We start from the raw sequence: 21123 nt of genomic DNA, 5'->3' as shown, positions 1-21123 counted from the left end.
GGAGAATGAAGTACGTGCTTCTCCCCCTGGCTGACCTGTCCGGGGGTCACCTCTGATCGACTGGGATGTGCAGCACGTGCGTTTCCTCAACGACATCCAGCCCGCGTACGACCTCACCTACGACGACGTCTTCATGGTGCCGAGCCGCAGCGCGGTCGGGTCGCGTCAGGCTGTCGACCTGGCCGCCCCGGACGGCACGGGCACCACGATCCCGCTGGTCGTCGCCAACATGACCGCCGTGGCCGGTCGCCGGATGGCCGAGACCATGGCCCGTCGCGGCGGGCTGGTGGTGATCCCGCAGGACATTCCGATCGACGTCGTCACCGACGTCATCACCTGGGTCAAGAGCCGCCACCTGGTGCTGGACACCCCCATCGTGCTCGCCCCGCACCAGACGGTCGCCGACGCCCTGGCCCTGCTGCCCAAGCGCGCGCACAACGCGGGTGTCGTCGTCGACGAGGAGTTCCGCCCGGTCGGTGTCGTCACCGACGCGGACCTGAGCGGGGTCGACCGCTTCACCCAGCTCGAGGTCGTCATGTCCCGGGACCTGCTGCTCCTGGACGCCGACATCGACCCGCGCGAGGCCTTCAACACCCTCGACGCGGCCAACCGGCGCTACGCCCCGGCCGTCGACCGGGAGGGCAAGCTCGCCGGCATCCTCACCCGCAAGGGCGCCCTGCGCGCCACCCTGTACACGCCGGCCGTCGACGCGGCGGGCAAGCTGTGCGTCGCCGCGGCCGTCGGTATCAACGGTGATGTCGCGGGCAAGGCCAAGCAGCTGCTCGACGCGGGCGTGGACACGCTCGTCATCGACACCGCGCACGGCCACCAGGAGTCGATGATCAGCGCGATCCGGACCGTGCGCTCGCTCGACCCGCGGGTGCCGATCGTCGCCGGCAACATCGTCTCCGCCGAGGGCGTCAAGGACCTGATCGACGCGGGCGCCGACATCATCAAGGTCGGCGTCGGACCGGGCGCCATGTGTACCACCCGCATGATGACCGGTGTGGGCCGACCGCAGTTCTCGGCCGTCCTGGAGTGCGCGGCCGAGGCGAAGAAGTACGGCAAGCACGTGTGGGCCGACGGCGGTGTCCGGCACCCGCGCGATGTCGCCATGGCGCTGGCCGCCGGTGCGTCCAACGTGATGATCGGGTCGTGGTTCGCGGGCACCTACGAGTCCCCGGGCGACCTCCAGCAGGACGCGGGCGGCCGGCTCTACAAGGAGTCGTTCGGCATGGCGTCCGCGCGCGCCGTCGCCAACCGCACCTCCGACGAGTCGGCGTACGACCGTGCCCGCAAGGCGCTGTTCGAGGAGGGCATCTCCACCTCGCGGATGTTCCTCGACCCGGCCCGCCCGGGTGTCGAGGACCTGATCGACTCGGTCATCGCGGGCGTCCGCTCCTCCTGCACGTACGCGGGCGCGGGCTCTCTCGAGGAGTTCGCCGAGAAGGCCGTCGTCGGGATCCAGAGCGCGGCCGGTTACGCGGAGGGCAAGCCGCTGCACGCCAGCTGGTAGCTCCGCTGGTCGGCGCGTGTGAACGGTGCTGATCGTCGTCTTTCGGGTGCGGGTTCGCTGTGGCTGGTCGCGCAGTTCCCCGCGCCCCCCATGGGGCGCGTTCGGTCGGCCTGCAATGAATAGGCATCCCTGTGCGATAGACGCAATGATCTTGCGTGTGTGCGCAAGGTTGCAGCATTACAAGCGCTACGGCCCTGCTCGTAGGGTCGTGCGCTGTACGTAGCGTGGCGGGGACCCCGCTCGGTGGGTTCCTGCTCGCGCAGGTGTGCCGCCGGTTCCCGTCACGCCGAGAGGCAGCGACGAAGGAGTCAGCGCGTGCTCGATCAAGGCGCACCCCCGCAACAACGCAGTCGGACCGCCCCCGCGTCCCCGGGGCCCGTCGCGCGTCTCATGCGGCGCAAGCCCGTGGAACACCTGGTCGCCGAGGGTGGCCAGGGCGAGGGAGGCTCCCTCAGGCGCTCCCTCGGGCTGTGGCAGCTCACGATGATCAGCATCGGCGCCACCCTCGGCACCGGCATCTTCGTCGTCCTCGGCGAGGCGGTGCCCAAGGCCGGTCCCGCCGTCACGCTCTCCTTCGTGATCGCCGGACTCACCGCGCTCTTCTCGGCCCTGTCCTATGCCGAGCTGGCGGGCACCATCCCGGTCGCCGGCTCCTCGTACTCGTATGCGTACGCGACGATGGGCGAACTGATCGCCTGGATCTGCGGCTGGTGTCTGGTCCTGGAGTACGGCGTGTCGGTCGCCGCCGTGGCCGTCGGCTGGGGCGAGTACCTCAACGAGCTGCTCGACGGGACGATCGGCGTGACCATCCCGGACGCGCTGTCGGCGCCGCCCGGGGACGGCGGCATCTTCAACCTGCCGGCGCTCATCGTCGTCCTGCTCGCCATGGCCTTCCTGCTCGGCGGCGCCCGCGAGTCGGCGCGCGCCAACACCGTCATGGTGGCCGTGAAGATCGCCGCGCTGGTGATGTTCTGTGCCATCGGCGTCCAGGGTTTCCGCTCCGGCAACTACGAGCACTTCATGCCGCTGGGCATGGCGGGCGTCAGCGCGGCCGGTGCGACGCTGTTCTTCTCGTACATCGGCTTCGACGCCGCCTCCACCGCCGGTGAGGAGGCGAAGAACGCGCAGCGCGACCTGCCCCGCGCGATCATGCTGTCGCTCGTCATCGTGACGGCGCTGTACGTCCTCGTCGCGGCCGTCGCCGTGGGCGCCAAGCCCTGGCAGCGGTTCGGCGACTCCGAGGCCGCGCTCGCGCAGATCATGCGCGAGGTGACCGGCCAGTCCTTCTGGGGCACCCTGCTCGCCTTCTGCGCGGTCATCGCCATCGCGAGCGTCGTCCTGACCGTGCTGTACGGCCAGACCCGCATCCTCTTCGCGATGTCCCGGGACGGCCTGGTGCCCAAGGTGTTCTCCCGCGTCCACCCGAAGACCGGCACGCCCCGCACGAACACGGTGATCGTGTCGCTGTTCTGCGGTGTGCTGGCCGCCGCGATCCCGTTGGGCCAGCTGGCGGACGCCACCAGCATCGGTACGCTGTTCGCGTTCGGGCTGGTCAACATCGCGGTCGTGGTGCTGCGCCGGACCCGTCCCGAGATGCCCCGGACCTTCCGGGTGCCGCTCTCGCCGGTCCTGCCGGCCCTGGGGCTCGCCTTCTGCGTCTGGATGATGGGCAGCCTCTCGGCCGTCACCTGGGTGGTCTTCGGAGTCTGGATGGCGGTCGGGCTCGTGTTCTACTTCCTTTACGGCCACCGCCGCTCCCGCCTCGCAGCGCCCGCACCATCTGAGAAGTGATCAACCCACTGTGCTGAACGATCTCGACGAACGCATCGTGCACGCCCTCGCCGAGGACGCCCGCCGCTCCTTCGCGGACATCGGGCAACTGGTCGGCCTGTCCGCGCCTGCCGTGAAGCGGCGCGTGGACCGGCTGCGGGCCACCGGGGCGATCACCGGCTTCACCGTACGGGTCGACCCGGCGGCCCTCGGCTGGGAGACCGAGGGGTTCGTCGAGATCTACTGCCGGCGCAACACCTCACCGGAGACCATCCAGCGGGGCCTGGAGCGCTACCAGGAGGTGGTGGCCGCGTCCACCGTCACCGGGGAGGCGGACGCCGTCGCCCAGGTCTTCGCCGCCGACATGCGCCACTTCGAGCGGGTGCTTGAGCGCATCGCGGGGGAGCCGTTCGTGGAACGGACGAAGTCCGTGCTGGTGCTGTCGCCGCTCCTGCGCCGCTTCTCCGCGGGCTCACCGACCTGAGCGGAACCGGACCGTCCTGAGTCGGTCCGGGCCCGCCTGAGCCGATCGGGGTCGGCCCGCGCCGCCCTGGCCGATCCGGCCCACCTGAGCCGATCCGGCGTGGCTCGCGCCGGTCCGAGCCGCTGAGCCGTTCCGTGCCGGCCCGAGGCCGAGCCGCGCAGGCCTCAGCCGTGCCGGCCTGCCCCCTGCCGTCCCGGCCGACGCCGAGCCGAGGCCCGCCCCCGCCGTGCCGGCCTGCCTCCTGCCGTCCCGGCCCGCGCCGAGCCCGCCCGCGCCGAGTCCGCCCCGCCGCCCCGCGCAGGGCTCAGCCGCGCCGTGCCGGGTCGCGTCGTGCCCGCCCTGGGTGGCGTCGGCCGATCCGGGGCGGGCAGGCCCTACCCGGCCGTCTTCCGGGCCAGTGCGTTGTTTCCGATCGAGTTGTGCACGCTGAAGCTGACCGCGTCCGAGCGGTAGCGGTCGTCCGACCACTCGACCGGGCGGCCCTCGCGGGTCGTGGTGACCCGGCGGACGCGCAGCAGGGGGCTCGTGCGGCGGATGGCGAGCAGTTCGGCGTCCTGGGCGCCCGCCGCCACCGCGTCGATGACATGCTCGCCGTAGGCGAAGACCAGGCCGGTGTCGTCGAGGAGGCGCTGGGTCACGGAGGGGCAGTCCGGCTCGATCGACTCGACGGCCGGGGAGATCCAGTCCGCGTACACGGTCCGCTCCAGGAGCACCGGATCGCCGTCCAGGCCGCGCAGCCGCAGGACGTGCAACACGGGTGTTCCGTCGCGGAGTTGGAGGCGTACCGCGTCCTCGGTGCCGGCCGGGCGGTACTCCTGGGCGACGACCCGGCCGGTCGCCTCGCGGCCCATCGCGCGCGCCCACTGGGCGAAGCTGCGCAACTCGGCGAAGCTCTGGCTGCGGCGGCTGGCCAGGACCACGCGGCGGGCGCCCTGGCGGGAGCCGATCAGTCCCTCGGAGGTCAGCGCCGCGACCGCCTGGCGGATGGTGCCGCGCGAGACGCCGTACCGGGCGGCGAGGTCGGTCTCGGCGGGCAGCCGCGCCCCGACCGCGTACTCCTCGCGGTCGATCGCCCGGCGCAGTGCGTCGGCGATCTCCTCGTGTCGCGCGGCCATGCTTCCCCTCTGCGTCGACGGCTGTACACAGTTTGACCAGCCTAGTCGACCTGCGGAGCTGCTCGGCTTCCACCGCAACTGTGCGTGAAATCGGGGCTCAGGGTTTCGCCAGTGTTTACGAAGGGGACACCAGCGGCGTGCGTACTGAGGCCAACTTGTTCAGACAAGTTGCCCTCATCTCCTGCATTCTCGCGCGTCCCCTGGAGAAGCCGTGACCGTGCCCCTGCCGAGAACAGCCGTTCGTGGCGGTGCCCTCGCCGCCGTCGCCGTACTCGCCCTGAGCGCCTGTGGCGCCGCCCCCGACACCAGCACCTCCACCACCGCCGACGGCAAGAACGCCGCCACCGCCACCTCCGCCGCCGACTTCGGCGGCCTCGACGCCCTGGTGAAGGCGGCGAAGAAGGAGGGCACGCTGAACGCCATCGCGCTGCCCCGCGACTGGGCCAACTACGGCGCCCTCATCGACGGCTTCCAGAAGAAGTACGGCATCAAGGTCGCGGTCGAGAACCCCGACGGCTCCAGCCAGGACGAGATCAACGCCGTCACCTCCAGGAAGGGCCAGGGCCGCGCGCCGGACGTCCTCGACCTCGGCAGCTCCTTCGCGCTGAGCGCCGCCCAGCAGGGGCTGCTCGCGCCGTACAAGGTGGCGTCGTACGCCGACCTCCCCGAGGGGCAGAAGGACGCGCAGGCCCGCTGGTACAACGACTACGGCGGCTACATCTCCATCGGCTGCGACGCCAAGCGCGTCAAGACCTGTCCGACCACCTTCGCGGATCTGCTCAAGCCGCAGTACAAGGGCCAGGTCGCCCTCAACGGCAACCCCACCAAGTCCGGCTCCGCCTTCGGTGGCGTCTACGCGGCCTCCCTCGCGAGCGGCGGCTCGTTCGACGACATCCAGCCCGGCCTCGACTTCTTCGCCGAGCTGAAGAAGAACGGCAACTACACGCCCGTCGAGTCGACCCCGGCCACCGTCGAGAAGGGCGAGACGCCCATCAGCATCGACTGGGACTACCTCAACGCCGGATACGCCGACGAGTTCAAGTCCAAGGGCGTCGACTGGAAGGTGTCGGTGCCCAGCGACGGCCAGTTCTCCCAGTACTACTCCCAGGCGATCAACAAGGACGCCCCGCACCCGGCGGCCGCCCGCCTGTGGCAGGAGTACCTCTACAGCGCCGAGGGCCAGAACCTGTGGCTCAAGGGGTACGCCCGGCCGGCCCTGATGACCGCCATGGAGAAGGCCGGAACCCTCGACAAGACGGCCGCGGCCAAGCTGCCCGAGGTCTCCGGGGCGCCCACCTTCCCGACCGAGGACCAGCAGAGCAAGGCCAAGACGGTCCTCGGGCAGGGCTGGGCCAAGGCCGTCTCCGGATGACCTCCACCGCCGTACGGGTCGACATGGCGCCCGCCGCTCCGGTGAAGCGGCGGCGCCGTGCCCTCGGCTGGCTCGCCGTCGTCCCGCTGCTCGCCTTCACCGCGCTCGCCTTCGGGCTGCCCGCCATGGCCATGCTCGACGGCGCGTTCACCGCCAAGGACCCGGCGACGGGCGCCACCTCGTACACGGCCGACAACCTGACGGCCTCCCTGCGGGGCGCGTATCTGACGGCCCTGCTCGGCAGCGTGAAGCTGTCCGCCGTGTCGGCGGGGCTGGGGGCGCTGCTCGGACTGCCGCTGGCCCAGGCCGTCGTGACCTCCCGCTTCCGCGCACTGCGCGAGGCGGTGCTCACCGCGTCCGGGGTGCTGGCCAACTTCGGCGGCGTCCCGCTGGCGTTCGCCTTCGTCGCCACGCTCGGCAACGCCGGTGTGCTGACCCGGCACTTCGGCCTCACCGACCACGGCTGGGACCTGTACAGCTTCTGGGGACTGGTGATCGTCTACCTGTACTTCCTGATCCCGCTGATGGTGCTCACCATCACCCCCGCCCTGGAGGGCCTGCGCTCCCAGTGGCGCGAGGCGGCGCAGAACAACGGCGCGACCCCCGCGCAGTACTGGCGGCATGTCGCCCTGCCCGTCCTGCTGCCCTCGCTGCTCGGCGGCCTGGTGCTGCTCTTCGGCAGCGCCTTCGCCGCGTACGCCACCGCCGCCGCCATGGTGGGCAGCTCCGTCCCGCTGGTCACCCTCCAGATCGCCGACGCCATCTCCGGCAACGTGCTCGTCGGCCAGGAGAACGTGGCGCTCGCCCTCAGCCTCGACATGGTCCTGGTCGCCGGCCTGGTCATGGCGGTGTATCTGCCCCTGCAACGACGGAGCGCGCGATGGCTCGCCTGAACCTGTGGCGGTGGGGAGTCCTCGGCCTCGCCGGACTGTACTTCCTGGTCCCGCTGGCCGCGTCGGTCGTCTTCACCGTCGACGTGCCCGGACAGGGCGTCACCTTCGACGCCTACACCCGGATCTTCTCCACCGACGGCTTCGGATCCAGTCTGCTGCTCTCGCTGGAGCTGGCCGTCGCCACCATCGCCGTTGTCCTGCTGCTGATGGTGCCGGCCATGGTGGCGCTGCGGCTGGGCGCGCCCCGGCTGCGGCCGGTCGTCGAGGTGGTGTGCTCGCTGCCGCTGGTCGTGCCGCCGATCGCGTTCGTCGCCGGCATCGGGACGGTGCTGAAATGGGGGCCGGAGCATCTCTCGCGCACGCCGCTGTTCCAGACCTTCGTGGCGATCCAGAACCCCGACTTCCCCGTGGTGCTCGTCCTGGCGTACGTCGTGATGGCGCTGCCGTTCGTGTACCGGGCCCTGGACGCGGGGCTGCGCTCCGTCGATGTGGGCACCCTCGTCGAGGCCGCCCGCAGCTGCGGGGCAGGCTGGCCGCAGGCGCTGGTCCGGGCCGTCCTGCCCAACCTGCGCGGCGCGCTGCTCAACGCCTCCTTCCTCACCTTGGCCCTGGTGCTCGGCGAGTTCACCGTGGCGCAGCTGCTCGGCTTCCAGCCCTTCGCCGTCTGGATCGTGAACGTCAGCGGCTCGCAGGCCCAGCTGTCCGTCGCCGTGTCCGTGCTCAGCCTGCTCGTGACCTGGGTGCTGCTCCTCGTCCTCGCCGGTTTCGGCGGGCGCACCCGTCCTACTTCCCGGGGATGAACCATGACCGTGCTCGACAAGACAGCGACGACGACGGAGCCGACGACGAAGGCTGCGACCGTCGAATTCCGCGGCCTGCGACGGGAGTTCGGGCCGTCCGTCGCCCTCGACGGCCTCGACCTCACCGTCCGGCCGGGTGAACTCCTCGCCCTGCTGGGCCCCTCCGGCTGCGGCAAGACCACCGCGCTGCGGATGCTCGCCGGGTTCGAACACCCCGATGCCGGCGAGGTGCTGGTCGACGGCGAGGACGTCACCCGGGTGCCGGCCCACCGCCGGGACGCCGGCATGGTGTTCCAGTCGTACAGCCTCTTCCCGCACCTCGACGCCCTCGACAACGTGGCGTTCGGGCTGCGCATGCGCAAGGTGCGCACCGCCGAACGGCGGTCCCGGGCCGCCGAGTTGCTGGAGCTGGTGGGTCTCGCCGACAAGGGCGCACGGTTCCCGCACCAGCTCTCCGGCGGACAGCAGCAGCGCGTCGCCCTGGCCCGCGCCCTCGCCCTGCGCCCGCGCGTCCTGCTCCTGGACGAGCCGCTCTCCGCGCTCGACGCCAAGGTGCGGCTGACCCTGCGCGAGGAGATCCGGCGGCTCCAGCAGGAGCTCGGCATCACCACCCTGTTCGTCACCCACGACCAGGAGGAGGCCCTGTCCATGGCGGACCGGGTCGCCGTGATGCAGGCCGGACGGCTCGAACAGTGCGCCGCCCCGGCCGAGTTGTACGGCCGGCCCGCCACGGCCTTCGTCGCCGAGTTCGTGGGCACGACGAGCCGGATCCCGGGACACCTCGACGGCGAGACCGTCGAGGTGCTCGGGCGCCGGCTGCCCGTCGACGGCAGGATCCCGGCCGCGACCGAGGTGGACGTGCTGGTACGGCCGGAGGCGGTGGGGGTGCGGGCCGAGGACGCCGGGGACGCGCGCGTGGTCGCCACCTCCTTCCTGGGCGCGGCCGTCCGCGTCACCGTCCGGCTCGCCGACGGCACCGAGGTCAAGGCCGACCTGCCGGCCCACGAGGCCGCCGAGCTCACCGCGGGCGCCGCGGTGGGCCTGTCGCTGCCCGACCGCCCGGTGCTCGTCGCCGAACGTACGTCCTGATCCCTCCACCGAAAGAGGCAACCGTGACGCAACTCCCCCTCCAGGCCGTCCTGTTCGACATGGACGGCACGCTCGTCGACACCGAGCGGCTGTGGTGGGAGGCGGTGGAACAGGTGGCCGGCCGGCCCTTGACCGAGGCGGACCGGCCGGAGGTGCTCGGCCGTCCCGTCGAGCACACCGCCCACTGGCTGGCCGCGACCACGGGCCGGCCGGCGCCGGGACTCGCCGAGGCGCTCCACCGGGGGTTCGCGGACCGCGTCCGCGCCGGCATCGTGCCGCGCCCCGGGGCCCTCGCGCTGCTCGACGCCCTGGCCCGGGAGGGCGTACCGACGGCGCTGGTGACCGCGTCGCCGCGGGCGGTCGCCGACACGGTGCTCGACGCGCTCGGCGCGAGCCGCTTCGCCGTCACCGTCACCGCCGACGACACCGAGCACACCAAGCCCGCCCCCGACCCCTACCTCGCCGCCTGCCACGCTCTCGGCGTCGACCCGGCGGCCTGTGTGGCCGTCGAGGACACCGAGACCGGCGTGACCTCCGCCGAGGCCGCCGGGTGCACGGTGCTGGCGGTGCCGTCGCTCGCGCCGATCGGGACGGCGCCCGGCCGGACCGTCGTGCCCGGCCTGGAGGGCGTCACCCCCGGGCGGCTGCGCTCCCTGCTGCCGCACCGGCTCCGCGTCATGAGCTGGAACCTCTGGTACGGCGGCACGAAGGTCCGCGACCACCGGGCCAAGCAGCTCAAGGTCCTCACCGAGACCGACGTGGACGTGGTCGGCCTCCAGGAGACGTACGGCACCGCGGCCGAGGAGCTCGCCGAGGCTCTCGGCTGGTACCACCACCGCGCCGGGGAGAACCTCGGGATCATCAGCCGCCACCCGGTCACGGCCGCCCTCGGCGACCCCGACGTGGGCTTCTACGGCGCGGCGGGCGTCCGGATCGCAGTCGGCGGCGGCGAGGTCGACGTGTGGACGGCCCACCTGGACTGCGCGCCGTACGGGCCCTACGAGTCCGCCTTCGACGGGCTCGCCGCGGACACCCTGGTAGCCCACGAGGGGGCGCGGCTCGCGCGGCTGCGGGACGCCCTGCGCCGGATCGGACCGGGCCCCGGACTGCCCGTCGTCCTCGTCGGTGACTTCAACAGCCCCTCCCACCTGGACCGGCCGGACGTCGGGTGGCCGGTGACGAGGGCCGCCGAGGAGGCAGGCTTCGCCGACTCCTACCGCGAGGCGCACCCCGATCCGGTACGGGATCCCGGGCACACCTGGTCCCCGGTCCACGCCGAGCATGAGGACGGCAGCGGCCGCCCGGAACCGCAGGACCGGATCGACTTCGTGCTCCACCGGGGCCTCAGGGTGCTCGACTCCCGGACCCACGTCACCGGCAGCCCCCGGCCGTGGCCGCACGTCGAGGACAACGACTGGCCCTCCGACCACGCCGCGGTGATCACCACCTTCGCGGTCACCGCCTTCGCGATCACCGGAAATCCGGTGGGCGGCGGCGCGTGAACTGACTACCATCGGTGACATGACCTGGCGACATTGATCCACGACCGGCCCCGACGTCCGTCGACTGACCGCCACGCTGTACGCGTACGCGTTCCTCGACGAGTTCGTGCTGCTCTATCCGGTGTACGCGCTGCTGTTCTCGGACAGCGGCCTGTCCGTCGGGCAGATCTCCTCCCTGTTCGTCCTGTGGTCGCTGACCGGCGTCCTGCTGGAGGTGCCCTCGGGCGCCTGGGCGGACGCCGTCTCCCGACGGCTGCTGCTGTGGATCGGCCCGCTGCTGGGCGCGGCCGGCTTCGCCCTGTGGGTGCTGTTCCCGTCGTACTGGGCCTTCGCGGCCGGCTTCGTCCTGTGGGGTGCGCGCGGCGCGCTGGGATCCGGCGCGCTGGAGGCGCTGGTCTACGAGGAGCTGGACCGGGCCGACGCCGCGGACCGGTACGCCCGGCTCATGGGCCGCGCGCACGCGGTGGGCCAGGTGGCCGTGATGGCGGCGATGGGCCTGGCCGGGCCGGTCTTCGCGGTCGGCGGATACCCGGCCGTCGGTGCGGCCAGCGTGCTGGCGTGTCTGCTCTGCGCCGCGACGGCCACCCGCTTCGCCGAGCACCGGCGGCCGACGGACGACGGTGACAGCAGGGCCGCTACCCTTCGGGCCGGACTGGCCGACGCCCGCCGCGACCGCTCCGTACGCGGTGCCCTGCTGCTCGTCCCGGCCGTGACGGCGGTGTGGGGCGCCCTCGACGAGTACACGCCCCTGCTGGTCAGGGAGACGGGCGTACCGGAGGCGAACGTCCCCCACCTGCTGGTGCTGATCTGGGCCGGCGTCACCGTCGGGAGCCTGCTGGCCGGACCGGCCGAGCGCCTGGGCCGCGGGGGATTCGCCGCGCTGCTCGTCCTCTCCGCGCTCGCCCTCGCCGTCGGCGGGATCAGCGGCACGCCCGTCGGCATCACCCTCGTCGCCCTCGCCTTCGGCGGCTTCCAGCTGGCGACCGTGCTGGCCGACGTCCGGCTCCAGCAGCGCATCGAGGGCACCGGCCGGGCCACCCTCACCTCGGTCGCGAGCCTCGGCACGGAGGCGGTGACCATCGCGGTGTACGGCGCGTACGGCGCCCTCGGCTCGACGTTCCCGCACGGCGTCGTCTTCGCCCTGTGTGCGGTGCCGTACCTGCTGACCGCGCTGATGATGTCGAGGGCGGCCCGGGGGAGGGGCGAGCGAGGGGCGAGCGAGCCGGGGGGCGAGTGAGGGGGCGCAACGAATCGCCGCCCGGCGGTCCGCGCACGCAACGTTCCGCTCACCGGCGCGCAACGGCTCCTTCTTGTCCGGCCCGGGTGGGCGCCCGTACCGTCTAGATGGCCCCCGCAACCACCCTTTCGCCCGGTGAGGATCACGCATGCGCACCGCCCTGCTCCAGAGCTCCGGCCGCCCCGGCTCCGTCGTCGAGAACCTGAAGGTCCTCGACGAGGCCGCGGACCGCGCCGCCGCCGCGGGCGCCGGGCTGCTCGTCGCGCCGGAGATGTTCCTCACCGGGTACGCGATCGGCGACGACATCGCCCGCCTCGCCGAGCCCGCCGACGGGGACTCCGCGGACGCCGTCGCCGAGATCGCCGGCCGGCACGGTCTCGCGATCGCGTACGGCTACCCGGAGCGCGCCCCCGAGGCCGTGTACAACTCCGCGCAGCTGATCTCCGCCGACGGCACCCGGCTCGCGAACTACCGCAAGACCCACCTCTTCGGCTGCTTCGAGCGAGACCACTTCCAGCCGGGCGGGCAGCCGGTCGTCCAGGCCGAACTGAACGGCCTCACCGTCGGCCTCATGATCTGCTACGACGTCGAGTTCCCGGAGAACGTCCGCGCCCACGCCCTCGCCGGCACCGACCTCCTCGTCGTGCCGACCGCGCAGATGCACCCCTTCCAGTTCGTCGCCGAGTCGGTGATCCCGGTGCGTGCCTTCGAGAACCAGATGTACGTGGCGTACGTCAACCGGGTCGGCCAGGAGGGGGAGTTCGAGTTCGTCGGCCTCTCCACGCTGGCCGGTCCCGACGGAGTCGCCCGCACCCGCGCCGGGCGCGGCGAGGAGCTGGTGTTCGCCGACGCCGACCCGGTCGCCCTGGCCGCGTCCCGCGAGGCGAACCCGTACCTGAAGGACCGCCGCCCCGGCCTCTACGGGTCCCTGGTCTGATCCCCGGCCCGCGCCACCCCGCACCCGCCCCGCCCCGCCCCTGAGCCTCCCCCGAGTCACCACGCGCAAGGAGTCCGTACCCCATGACGTCCACCGTGCCCAACGCCGTCGAGCACGCAGACGAGCAGCAGCCGCCGATCACCATGTTCGGCCCGGACTTCCCTTACGCGTACGACGACTTCCTCGCCCACCCGGCGGGCCTCGGCCAGATCCCCGCGACCGAGCACGGCACCGAGGTCGCCGTCATCGGCGGCGGACTGTCCGGCATCGTGGCCGCGTACGAGCTGATGAAGATGGGCCTCAAGCCGGTCGTCTACGAGGCCGACCGGATCGGCGGCCGGCTGCGCACCGTCGGCTTCGACGGCTGCGACCCCTCCCTCACCGCCGAGATGGGCGCGATGCGCTTCCCGCCGTCCTCCACGGCGCTCCAGCACTACATCGACCTGGTGGGACTGCGGACCCAGCCGTTCCCCAACCCGCTCGCGGAGACGACCCCGTCGACGGTCGTGGACCTCAAGGGCGAGTCGCACTACGCCGAGACGGTCGAGGATCTGCCGCAGGTCTACCGCGATGTCGCGGCCGCCTGGAACAAGTGCCTCGAAGAGGGCGCCGACTTCTCCGACATGAACCAGGCCATGCGCGAGCGGGACGTGCCGCGCATCCGCGAGATCTGGGCGAAGCTCGTCGAGAAGCTCGACAACCAGACCTTCTACGGGTTCCTCTGCGACTCCGAGGCCTTCCGGTCCTTCCGGCACCGCGAGATCTTCGGCCAGGTCGGCTTCGGCACCGGCGGCTGGGACACGGACTTCCCGAACTCCATCCTGGAGATCCTGCGGGTCGTCTACACCGAGGCCGACGACCACCACCGCGGTATCGTCGGCGGCTCCCAGCAGCTGCCGCTGCGCCTCTGGGAGCGCGAGCCGGAGAAGATCGTCCACTGGGCGTACGGCACCTCGCTGGCGAGCCTGCACGAGGGCGGCGAGCCCCGCCCGGCCGTGACCCGGCTGCACCGCACCGCCGGCAACCAGATCACCGTGACGGACGCGAACGGCGACATCCGCACCTACCGGGCGGCGATCTTCACCGCGCAGTCCTGGATGCTGCTGTCGAAGATCGCCTGTGACGACTCGCTGTTCCCGATCGACCACTGGACGGCGATCGAGCGCACCCACTACATGGAGTCCAGCAAGCTGTTCGTGCCGGTGGACCGGCCGTTCTGGCTCGACAAGGCCGTCGACGACAGGGGGAATCCCACCGGCCGGGACGTCATGTCGATGACGCTCACCGACCGCATGACGCGCGGCACCTACCTCCTCGACGACGGCCCGGACCGGCCCGCCGTCATCTGCCTCTCGTACACCTGGTGCGACGACAGCCTGAAGTGGCTGCCGCTGTCGGCGAACGAGCGGATGGAGGTCATGCTGAAGTCGCTCGGCGAGATCTATCCGAACGTCGACATCAGGAAGCACATCATCGGCAACCCGGTGACGGTCTCCTGGGAGAACGAGCCCTACTTCATGGGCGCGTTCAAGGCCAACCTGCCCGGCCACTACCGCTACCAGCGGCGCCTGTTCACCCACTTCATGCAGGACCGGCTGCCCGAGGACAAGCGCGGCGTCTTCCTCGCCGGCGACGACATCTCCTGGACCGCGGGCTGGGCCGAGGGGGCGGTGCAGACCGCGCTGAACGCGGTCTGGGGCGTCATGCACCACTTCGGCGGGACGACCGACGCGACCAACCCGGGCCCGGGGGACGTGTACGACGAGATCGCGCCGGTGGAGCTCCCGGAGGACTGACACCGCACGGCGCGAGGCCCCACCGCGCGAGGTCTCAAAGCGCGAGGCCCGAGAGCGGGGTGAGCATCATGCGGCCCGCGAAGCCGACGGCCGTGTCGAGGCGTTCGGTGAACTCCCCGGCCACGTCGGGGAGCCGACGCAGCGCCCACAGGGCCCGGGCCGCGGTCCAGGTGGCGTCCCGGGCACGGTCCAGGCTCCAGGAGCCGAGCAGGTGGGTGAGGGGGTCGGCGATCTGCAACAGGTCGGGGCCCGGCATCAGCTCTTCGCGGATGCGTTCCTCCAGCGAGCCGAGTAGCTCGCCCACGCGGTCGAACTCGTCCTCCAGCTCGGCCGGTTCGCAGCCGAGGCTACGACAGGCGTCCACCACGGCGAGCGCGAGGTCGTGCCCGATGTGCGCGTTGACGCCCGCGAGCGCGAACTGCAGCGGGCGTACGCCGGGATGCCGGCGGAACTGGAGCAGCGGCCGCCAGCAGGCCGGTGGCCGCCGGTCGGCCGGCCCGGGGTCCACCGCGTCCAGGTAGCGCTGCGCGAAGCGGACGTCCAGCGTGGTGGCGGCCCGTGTGTCCGGGAACCGGCCGGTGTCGATGCGCCGGTCGACCTCCTGGGTCACCGCGAGGTAGACGCGGTTGAAGACCGCGATGCCGTCCCCGGGAGGCAGCGCCGCGTCGAGGGCGCGCATCCGGGCGAGCACGTCGTCGACACTCGTGCGGTCCGTGTCGAGGCCTGTCTCGACGGGAGCGGTGAACTGTTCCAATTGCGGCATGGGGGCAGGGTGACAGTCCTAGGCTGGCCCGCGTGTCGGCGGGCCCGACGCTTCCCCGGAACGGGGGAACGAGCCCGTCGCACGGGAGGGGAACAGCACGGTGCGAGGCGTACGTGAGCGAGGGTCCGGACGGCGGAGTGTCATGGTCGTCGCCGCCTCGGTGGTGGTGGCCCTGGGCACCGCGGCCGGGCTGCTGACCGCACTCGGCGAGGGGGACGACGACGACCCACGCGGCACGGACCGGGCCCGTCCGAAGGTGAGTGCGACGCTCCTGTCCCCCTCGACCGCGAACCCGCCGTCCCCGTCCGGTTCCCCCTCGGCCTCCGCCCCGACCGTGCGGCCGACTCCCTCGCCCGGCCGTACGGCGCGAAAGCCGCGGGCGGCCGCCGTGACCACGAGCCTCTACCGTCACCCCGAGTCCCAGGTCCTCGACTGGGTCCGCGCCAACCCGGCGGATCCGCGCACCGCCGTCATCGAGTCCCGGATCGCGAGCCGGCCGGCGGCCGTGTGGTTCACCGAGTACGCCCCCGACACCGTCACCTCGCGGGTCCGCGCGGTCACGGCGGGCGCCGCAGGCCAGGGCCGGGTGCCCGTCCTCGTGGCGTACGCGATCCCGGACCGCGACTGCGGCGGCGCCTCCGAGGGCGGGGCGCCCGACCTCGACGCCTACGCGGGCTGGATCGACGCTTTCGCCGCCGGGCTCGGCTCCGGCGAGGTCGTTGTCGTCCTGGAGCCCGACTCGATAGCCCAGACCGACTGCCTCGACGAGGCCGGGCGGGCCGGCCGTCTCGCCGCGCTGGCCCGCGCGGGACGCGTGCTGAAGGCGGCGGACCCGAAGGCACGCGTCTACTACGACGCCGGGCACTCGGGCTGGAACGCCCCGGCCGAGCAGGCCGCACTGCTGAAACAGGCCGGCGCCGCCTCGGCCGCCTCCTCCGACGGGATCTTCAGCAACGTCTCCAACTTCCACCGCACGGCGGACGAGGTGGCCTACGACCGCAGGGTCCTGGACGCCCTGGGCGGACCGCCCGGCCTGGGCGCCGTCATCGACACCAGCCGCAACGGCAACGGCCCGCCCGCCGGCGGCGAGTGGTGCGACCCGGACGGCCGGAGCATCGGCCGGGCCCCCACCTTCCGGACCGGCCAGGCCCGGATCGACGCCTACCTGTGGGTGAAGCTGCCGGGGGAGTCGGACGGCTGCAAGGGGGCGGCCGGCGAGTTCAGCCCGTCGTACGCCTACGAACTGGCCTCGTCGTAGCTGCTGGTGCCCTCGTCGAGCAGGGGCCCCGGCGACTTGAGGTGGGCGGGCGCGAACGCGCGCAGTGCGTGGTAACCCGTGATGACGACGACCGTGCCGAGCGCGATACCGCTCAGCGAGAAGGTGTCGGTGAACTCCAGCGTGACGTTGCCGACGCCGATGATGATGCCCGCCGCGGCCGGCACCAGGTTCAGCGGATTGCGCAGGTCGACCCCTGCGGTGATCCAGATCTGCGCGCCGAGCAGGCCGATCATGCCGTAGAGGATGACGGTGATGCCGCCGAGGACGCCGCCGGGGATCGCGGCGACGATCGCGCCGAACTTCGGGCACAGGCCGAAGAGGAGGGCGAACCCGGCGGCTGCCCAGTAGGCGGCCGTCGAGTAGACCCGGGTCGCGGCCATCACGCCGATGTTCTCGGAGTAGGTGGTGTTGGGCGGCCCGCCCACCGCCGTGGACAGCATCGAGCCGACGCCGTCGGCGGAGATCGCCGTACCGAGCCGGTCGTCCAGGTCGTCGCCGGTCATCTCGCCGACCGCCTTGACGTGCCCCGCGTTCTCCGCCACGAGTGCGATGACGACGGGGAGTGCCACGAGGATCGCCGACCATTCGAAGGACGGGCCGTGGAAGGACGGCAGCCCGATCCAGTCGGCGTGACCGACCCCGGACAGGTCGAGCCGCCAGTGGTCGGTGACCTTGCCGCTCGCGTCGGCGGAGTGGATCCGGCCGAAGATCCGGTCGAACGCCCACGAGATGCCGTACCCGAAGACGAGGCCGAGGAAGATCGCGATGCGGGACCAGAAACCGCGCAGGCAGACCACCGCCATCCCGGTGAACGCCATGACCAGCAGGGCGGTCCACTGGTCCTGCGGCCAGTAGGTGGTGGCGGTGACCGGGGCGAGGTTGAAGCCGATGAGCATCACGACCGCGCCCGTCACGATCGGCGGCATCGCGGCGTGGATGATCCGCGCCCCGAACCGCTGTACGGCCAGTCCGACGAGGAACAGCGCCACCCCGACGACGAACACCGCGCCGGTGACCGTGGCGCTCGTCCCGCCCTGCGCGCGGATGACCGCGGCCACGCCGACGAAGGACAGCGAGCAGCCGAGGTAGCTGGGCACCCGGCCACGGGTCGCGAGCAGGAAGATCACGGTCGCGACGCCGGACATCATGATGGCGAGGTTGGGGTCGAGACCCATGAGGACGGGTGCGACGAAAGAGGCCCCGAACATCGCCACCACGTGCTGGGCGCCCAGCCCCACCGTGCGGGGCCAGGAGAGCCGCTCGTCGGGACGGACCACCGCGCCGGGCGCCGGGGTGCGTCCGTCGCCGTGCAGTTTCCAGCGGACGCCAAGATCCATGGTGCGGGTTCGCTTTCCTGGGGGTGCGGGTGTCCGGACCATTCTCACGTGAAACCGGAGGGTGAGCGACCGCTTAGTGACCCCGTACGATGAGGGTAGTTTCCCCGTACACGCACCTCGTACCTGCACAGGAGCCCCCGCCGTGACCGCCGAAGCCCCGAGCGCCCCCGCCGTGTCGTACGGCCGGCTCATGCCCGTCACCGTCCACTTCGACGACCTGGACGCCCTGGGCATGCTGCACAACGCCCGCTACCCGCTGCTCGTCGAGCGGGCCTGGACCGAGTTCTGGCAGGACAACGGGGTCCGCTTCGAGGGTGACTGGGCGAGCGCCGGGGATGCCTGCAACGTGGTCAAGGAACTGCTGATCGGCTACGAGGCCCCGGTCACCCGTAGCGGCACGTACGCCGTCCACCTCTGGCTGGACCGGCTCGGTACCACGGGGCTGACCTACGGCTTCCGGTTCTGCTCGGCGGACGGAGCCACGACGTACGCGCGCGGCACCCGCGTCCTGGTGCGAATCGACGCGACCACGATGCGCCCCACGCCGTGGAGCGACGCCTTCAGGGCCGGGGGCCGGGCACTGCTGCGGCCTGCGGACTGACCTTCGCACCGGTCCGCTCGCCGCCCCGCAGCACACCCGCGAACAGCACGAGCCCGCACGCCAGGACCGTCACCACGACGAAGGACACCACCAGGCTGGTCGCCTGGGCCACGCCGCCGATCAGGCTCGGGGCGATCAGCCCGGAGGTGTAGGTGATCGTCGCGACGCCCGCGATGGCCTGGCTGGGGTTCGGTCCGCTGTGCCCGGCCGCCGCGAAGCACAGCGGTACGACGACCGCGATGCCCAGCCCCATCAGCCCGAACCCGCCCATCGCCACCGCCGGGTGTCCCGCGACGACGATCAGCAGCCCGCCCAGCGCGGCGAGGACACCGCCCGCCCGGACGGTGCGCACCGCGCCGAACCGGTTCACCACCGCGTCGCCCACGATCCGGGCCACCGCCATCGTGAACATGAAGCCGGTCGTACAGGCCGCCGCCGCCCCGGCCGACGAGCCGAGCTGGTCGCGCAGGTAGACGGCCGACCAGTCCAGGCTGGCGCCCTCCGCGAACACCGCGCAGAAGCCGACCGCGCCGATCAGCAGCGCCGAGCGGGGCGGCAGCGTGAACCGCGGGGGCGGCTCCTCGTCCTCGGCGGGCCGCAGATCCAGCACCCAGCGGCAGGCCAGCAGGCCGAGCAGGGTGAGGACGGCCGCCGCCAGCACATGGTGCACGCGCGCGTCCGCACCGAGGTGCGCGGCGAGCGTCCCGCCCGCCGAACCGATCAGGGCGCCCGCGCTCCACATGCCGTGCAGCCCAGACATGATCGACCGGTCGAGCAGCCGCTCCACCTCGACGCCCAGGGCGTTCATCGCGACGTCGGCCATGCCCGCGCTCGCGCCGTACGTGAACATCGCCAGGCAGAGCGTCAGCAGGTTGGGGGCGAGGGCGGGCAACGTCAGCGACAGCGTCCACAGCGCGAGCAGTCCGCGCAGGGCCGCGCGGCTGCCGAAGCGATGGGTGATCGAGCCGGCCAGCGGCATCGCGCAGGCCGCGCCGAACGCCGTGAAGGCGAGCGCGAACCCGAGCTGTCCGGTGGAGACGTCGGCGTGGTCCTGGATCCACGGCACGCGGGTGGCGAACGAACCGGTGACCGCGCCGTGCACGGCGAACACGGCCGCCACGGCGTACCGGGCGCGCCGGACCTCCGACGGTGCGTGGATCACTTCGTCCACTCCGCTCATTCTCCCGTCCCTTCCGGATCCGCGCCGCGCCGTCGCGATGCCGTCGTAAACTATCAGGAACCCTGCCTGATAAATAGAGGCCGACGGTCGGTGGCAGCCGATCGGGTCCCCTCGGCCATGGGAGGATTCCCGCCATGCCCGCATCTCCGAGCACCGCCCGGGCCATCAACGACCGGCTCGCCCTCCGGCTGCTCCAGCACGAAGGCCCGTTGACGGCAGGGCAGTTGAAGCAGCTCACCGGCCTGTCCCGCCCGTCGGTCGCCGACCTGGTCGAACGGCTCACCGCCTCCGGTCTGATCGAGGTGGTCGGGGAGGCGGGCGAGCAGCGCCGCGGGCCGAACGCCAAGCTCTACGGCATCGTCGCCGACCGCGCCCATCTGGCCGCGCTGGACGTGCGCACCGAGGGGGTCACGGTGCTCGTCTCGGACCTGGTCGGCCGGGTGCTGGCCGAGGCGTCCGTGCCGATCGGCGGCGACACGGGCACCGGGACGGCCGTGGAACAAGCGGTCTCGCTGGTCGAGCGGGCGGCGAAGGAGGCCGAGACCGTCGGGGCGCCCCCGCGCGAGGGTCTCCGGGCCTGGGGGCGGCTGCACACGCTCGGCATCGGGGCGCCCGGGCTGATCGACCCCGCCAGCGGCGAGCTGCGCGACTCCAGCGGCCTGCCCGAGTGGCACCGCCGACTGGTGGCCGCGCTGCAGGAACGCTTCCCGGCCGCTCACGCGCACGTCGAGAACGAGACGAACCTCGCCGCCCTGGCCGAACAGCGCGAGGGCGCCGCCCGGGACCGCGACACCTTCGTGCTGCTGTGGCTGGGCCACGGCACCGGCGCGGCCGTCGTCCTGGACGGCGCACTGCGCCGCGGTGCCTCCGGTGGCACCGGCGAGATCGGCTTCCTGCCGGTACCGGGCACCGACGGCCTGCCCTCGGCGACGGACTGCGAGGGCGGCTTCCACTCGCTGGCCGGTTCGGCGGCGATCGCCGCACTGGCGGGGGAGTACGGGCTGACGGCGCACGCGCGCGCCGACGAGCCGGTGGCGGCGGCGCTGGTGCGAGCGGCGGTGGACGCGCCGGACACCGGGGCCGCCGCCGGTTTTCTCGACGCCCTGGCCGACCGGCTCGCCCTCGGCGCGGCCTCCGTCGTCGCCGTCCTCGACCCCGGCTGTGTGGTCCTCGGCGGGGAGGTCGGACAGGCCGGCGGGGAGGTGCTCGCGAGCCGGGTGGCACGGCGGCTGCGGCGGATGGCGCCACTGCCCACGGAGGTGCGCGCCAGTGCCCTGGGCGGCGGCGCGGTGCTGCGCGGGGCCCTGCTGACGGCCCGTGACGCCGCCCAGGAGGAGCTCTTCACAACGGCTCACAGGACCGAGACGCACCAGGTGGTGTCCGCGACCTAGGGCGTGTCCGACCATGCGCGTCGGATCGGCGTGCGGCGTGCGGCGTCCGGTGCGGTGCGTC

18 protein-coding genes are annotated in these 21123 nt (G+C 72.5%); 14 read left to right on the top strand and 4 right to left on the bottom strand.

Going from position 1 to position 21123, the window contains the following annotated elements; all coding sequences use genetic code 11:
- Nucleotides 1-76 precede the first annotated feature (76 nt).
- The 3 genes from OG736_RS09030 to OG736_RS09020 all read left to right on the top strand — a co-directional run bounded on the left by OG736_RS09030 (nt 77) and on the right by OG736_RS09020 (nt 3770).
- Nucleotides 77-1516: a GuaB1 family IMP dehydrogenase-related protein gene (locus OG736_RS09030; protein WP_028806693.1), complete on the top strand. Its 1440-nt coding sequence runs from the start codon at nt 77-79 to the stop codon at nt 1514-1516.
- 315 nt (nt 1517-1831) lie between these two features.
- Nucleotides 1832-3307, top strand: a complete 1476-nt coding sequence (locus OG736_RS09025; protein ID WP_327181980.1) for an amino acid permease — start codon at nt 1832-1834, stop codon at nt 3305-3307.
- 10 nt (nt 3308-3317) lie between these two features.
- The gene (locus OG736_RS09020; protein WP_020128883.1) at nt 3318-3770 is read left to right on the top strand and encodes an Lrp/AsnC family transcriptional regulator; all 453 of its coding nucleotides are present in this window, start codon (nt 3318-3320) and stop codon (nt 3768-3770) included.
- A gap of 374 nt (nt 3771-4144) precedes the next feature.
- On the opposite strand, the gene OG736_RS09015 is transcribed toward OG736_RS09020, so the two are convergent.
- Entirely contained in the window at nt 4145-4885 is a 741-nt protein-coding gene (locus OG736_RS09015; protein WP_327181979.1) for a GntR family transcriptional regulator, read from the bottom strand.
- 211 nt (nt 4886-5096) lie between these two features.
- Between OG736_RS09015 and OG736_RS09010 the strand changes: the two genes are divergently transcribed.
- The 8 genes from OG736_RS09010 to OG736_RS08975 all read left to right on the top strand — a co-directional run bounded on the left by OG736_RS09010 (nt 5097) and on the right by OG736_RS08975 (nt 14511).
- Nucleotides 5097-6257 (top strand): ABC transporter substrate-binding protein, encoded by a 1161-nt coding sequence (locus OG736_RS09010; RefSeq protein ID WP_327181978.1) that lies wholly within the window; start codon nt 5097-5099, stop codon nt 6255-6257.
- The gene (locus OG736_RS09005; RefSeq protein WP_327181977.1) at nt 6254-7150 is read left to right on the top strand and encodes an ABC transporter permease; all 897 of its coding nucleotides are present in this window, start codon (nt 6254-6256) and stop codon (nt 7148-7150) included. Before OG736_RS09010 ends, OG736_RS09005 begins: the two co-directional genes overlap by 4 nt.
- The gene (locus tag OG736_RS09000; protein ID WP_327181976.1) at nt 7138-7950 is read left to right on the top strand and encodes an ABC transporter permease; all 813 of its coding nucleotides are present in this window, start codon (nt 7138-7140) and stop codon (nt 7948-7950) included. The genes OG736_RS09005 and OG736_RS09000 overlap by 13 nt, the downstream gene beginning before the upstream one ends.
- Nucleotides 7951-7953: 3 nt before the next feature.
- Entirely contained in the window at nt 7954-9039 is a 1086-nt protein-coding gene (locus OG736_RS08995; RefSeq protein WP_327181975.1) for an ABC transporter ATP-binding protein, read from the top strand.
- 23 nt (nt 9040-9062) lie between these two features.
- Complete coding sequence (locus OG736_RS08990) at nt 9063-10541, top strand: HAD-IA family hydrolase (protein ID WP_327181974.1); 1479 nt, start codon at nt 9063-9065, stop codon at nt 10539-10541.
- A 64-nt stretch (nt 10542-10605) separates the two neighbouring features.
- Nucleotides 10606-11778 carry an MFS transporter gene (locus tag OG736_RS08985; RefSeq protein ID WP_442817164.1) on the top strand — a complete coding sequence of 391 codons (1173 nt, stop codon included), beginning with the start codon at nt 10606-10608 and terminating at the stop codon, nt 11776-11778.
- 148 nt (nt 11779-11926) lie between these two features.
- On the top strand, nt 11927-12715 hold the full coding sequence (locus OG736_RS08980) for a carbon-nitrogen hydrolase family protein (protein ID WP_327181972.1): 789 nt from the start codon (nt 11927-11929) through the stop codon (nt 12713-12715).
- 83 nt (nt 12716-12798) lie between these two features.
- A complete protein-coding gene (locus OG736_RS08975; RefSeq protein ID WP_327181971.1) occupies nt 12799-14511 on the top strand; it encodes a flavin monoamine oxidase family protein in 1713 nt (570 codons plus the stop codon).
- A 34-nt stretch (nt 14512-14545) separates the two neighbouring features.
- Here OG736_RS08975 and OG736_RS08970 read toward each other — a convergent pair whose 3' ends face one another.
- Nucleotides 14546-15274: a DUF5995 family protein gene (locus OG736_RS08970; RefSeq protein WP_327181970.1), complete on the bottom strand. Its 729-nt coding sequence runs from the start codon at nt 15272-15274 to the stop codon at nt 14546-14548.
- Nucleotides 15275-15416: 142 nt separating this feature from the next.
- Here OG736_RS08970 and OG736_RS08965 point away from each other — a divergent pair, with 142 nt between their 5' ends.
- Nucleotides 15417-16532, top strand: coding sequence for a glycoside hydrolase family 6 protein (locus tag OG736_RS08965; RefSeq protein WP_327181969.1), 1116 nt, complete (start codon nt 15417-15419; stop codon nt 16530-16532).
- Here the strand turns inward: OG736_RS08965 and OG736_RS08960 are convergent.
- A complete protein-coding gene (locus tag OG736_RS08960; protein ID WP_327181968.1) occupies nt 16511-17890 on the bottom strand; it encodes a uracil-xanthine permease family protein in 1380 nt (459 codons plus the stop codon). The genes OG736_RS08965 and OG736_RS08960 overlap by 22 nt on opposite strands.
- 142 nt (nt 17891-18032) lie before the next feature.
- On the opposite strand from OG736_RS08960, the gene OG736_RS08955 reads away from it, so the two are divergent.
- The gene (locus OG736_RS08955) at nt 18033-18491 is read left to right on the top strand and encodes an acyl-CoA thioesterase (protein WP_327181967.1); all 459 of its coding nucleotides are present in this window, start codon (nt 18033-18035) and stop codon (nt 18489-18491) included.
- Here the strand turns inward: OG736_RS08955 and OG736_RS08950 are convergent.
- Entirely contained in the window at nt 18451-19671 is a 1221-nt protein-coding gene (locus OG736_RS08950; protein ID WP_327181966.1) for an MFS transporter, read from the bottom strand. The genes OG736_RS08955 and OG736_RS08950 overlap by 41 nt on opposite strands.
- A 134-nt stretch (nt 19672-19805) precedes the next feature.
- Between OG736_RS08950 and OG736_RS08945 the strand changes: the two genes are divergently transcribed.
- Nucleotides 19806-21062, top strand: a complete 1257-nt coding sequence (locus OG736_RS08945; RefSeq protein WP_327181965.1) for an ROK family transcriptional regulator — start codon at nt 19806-19808, stop codon at nt 21060-21062.
- Nucleotides 21063-21123 lie beyond the last annotated feature (61 nt).

The organism is Streptomyces sp. NBC_01334 (genome assembly GCF_035983595.1).
In the GTDB taxonomy this organism is placed as follows: Bacteria; Actinomycetota; Actinomycetes; order Streptomycetales; family Streptomycetaceae; genus Streptomyces; species Streptomyces coriariae.
This window is presented reverse-complemented; position numbering and strand designations above follow the sequence as displayed.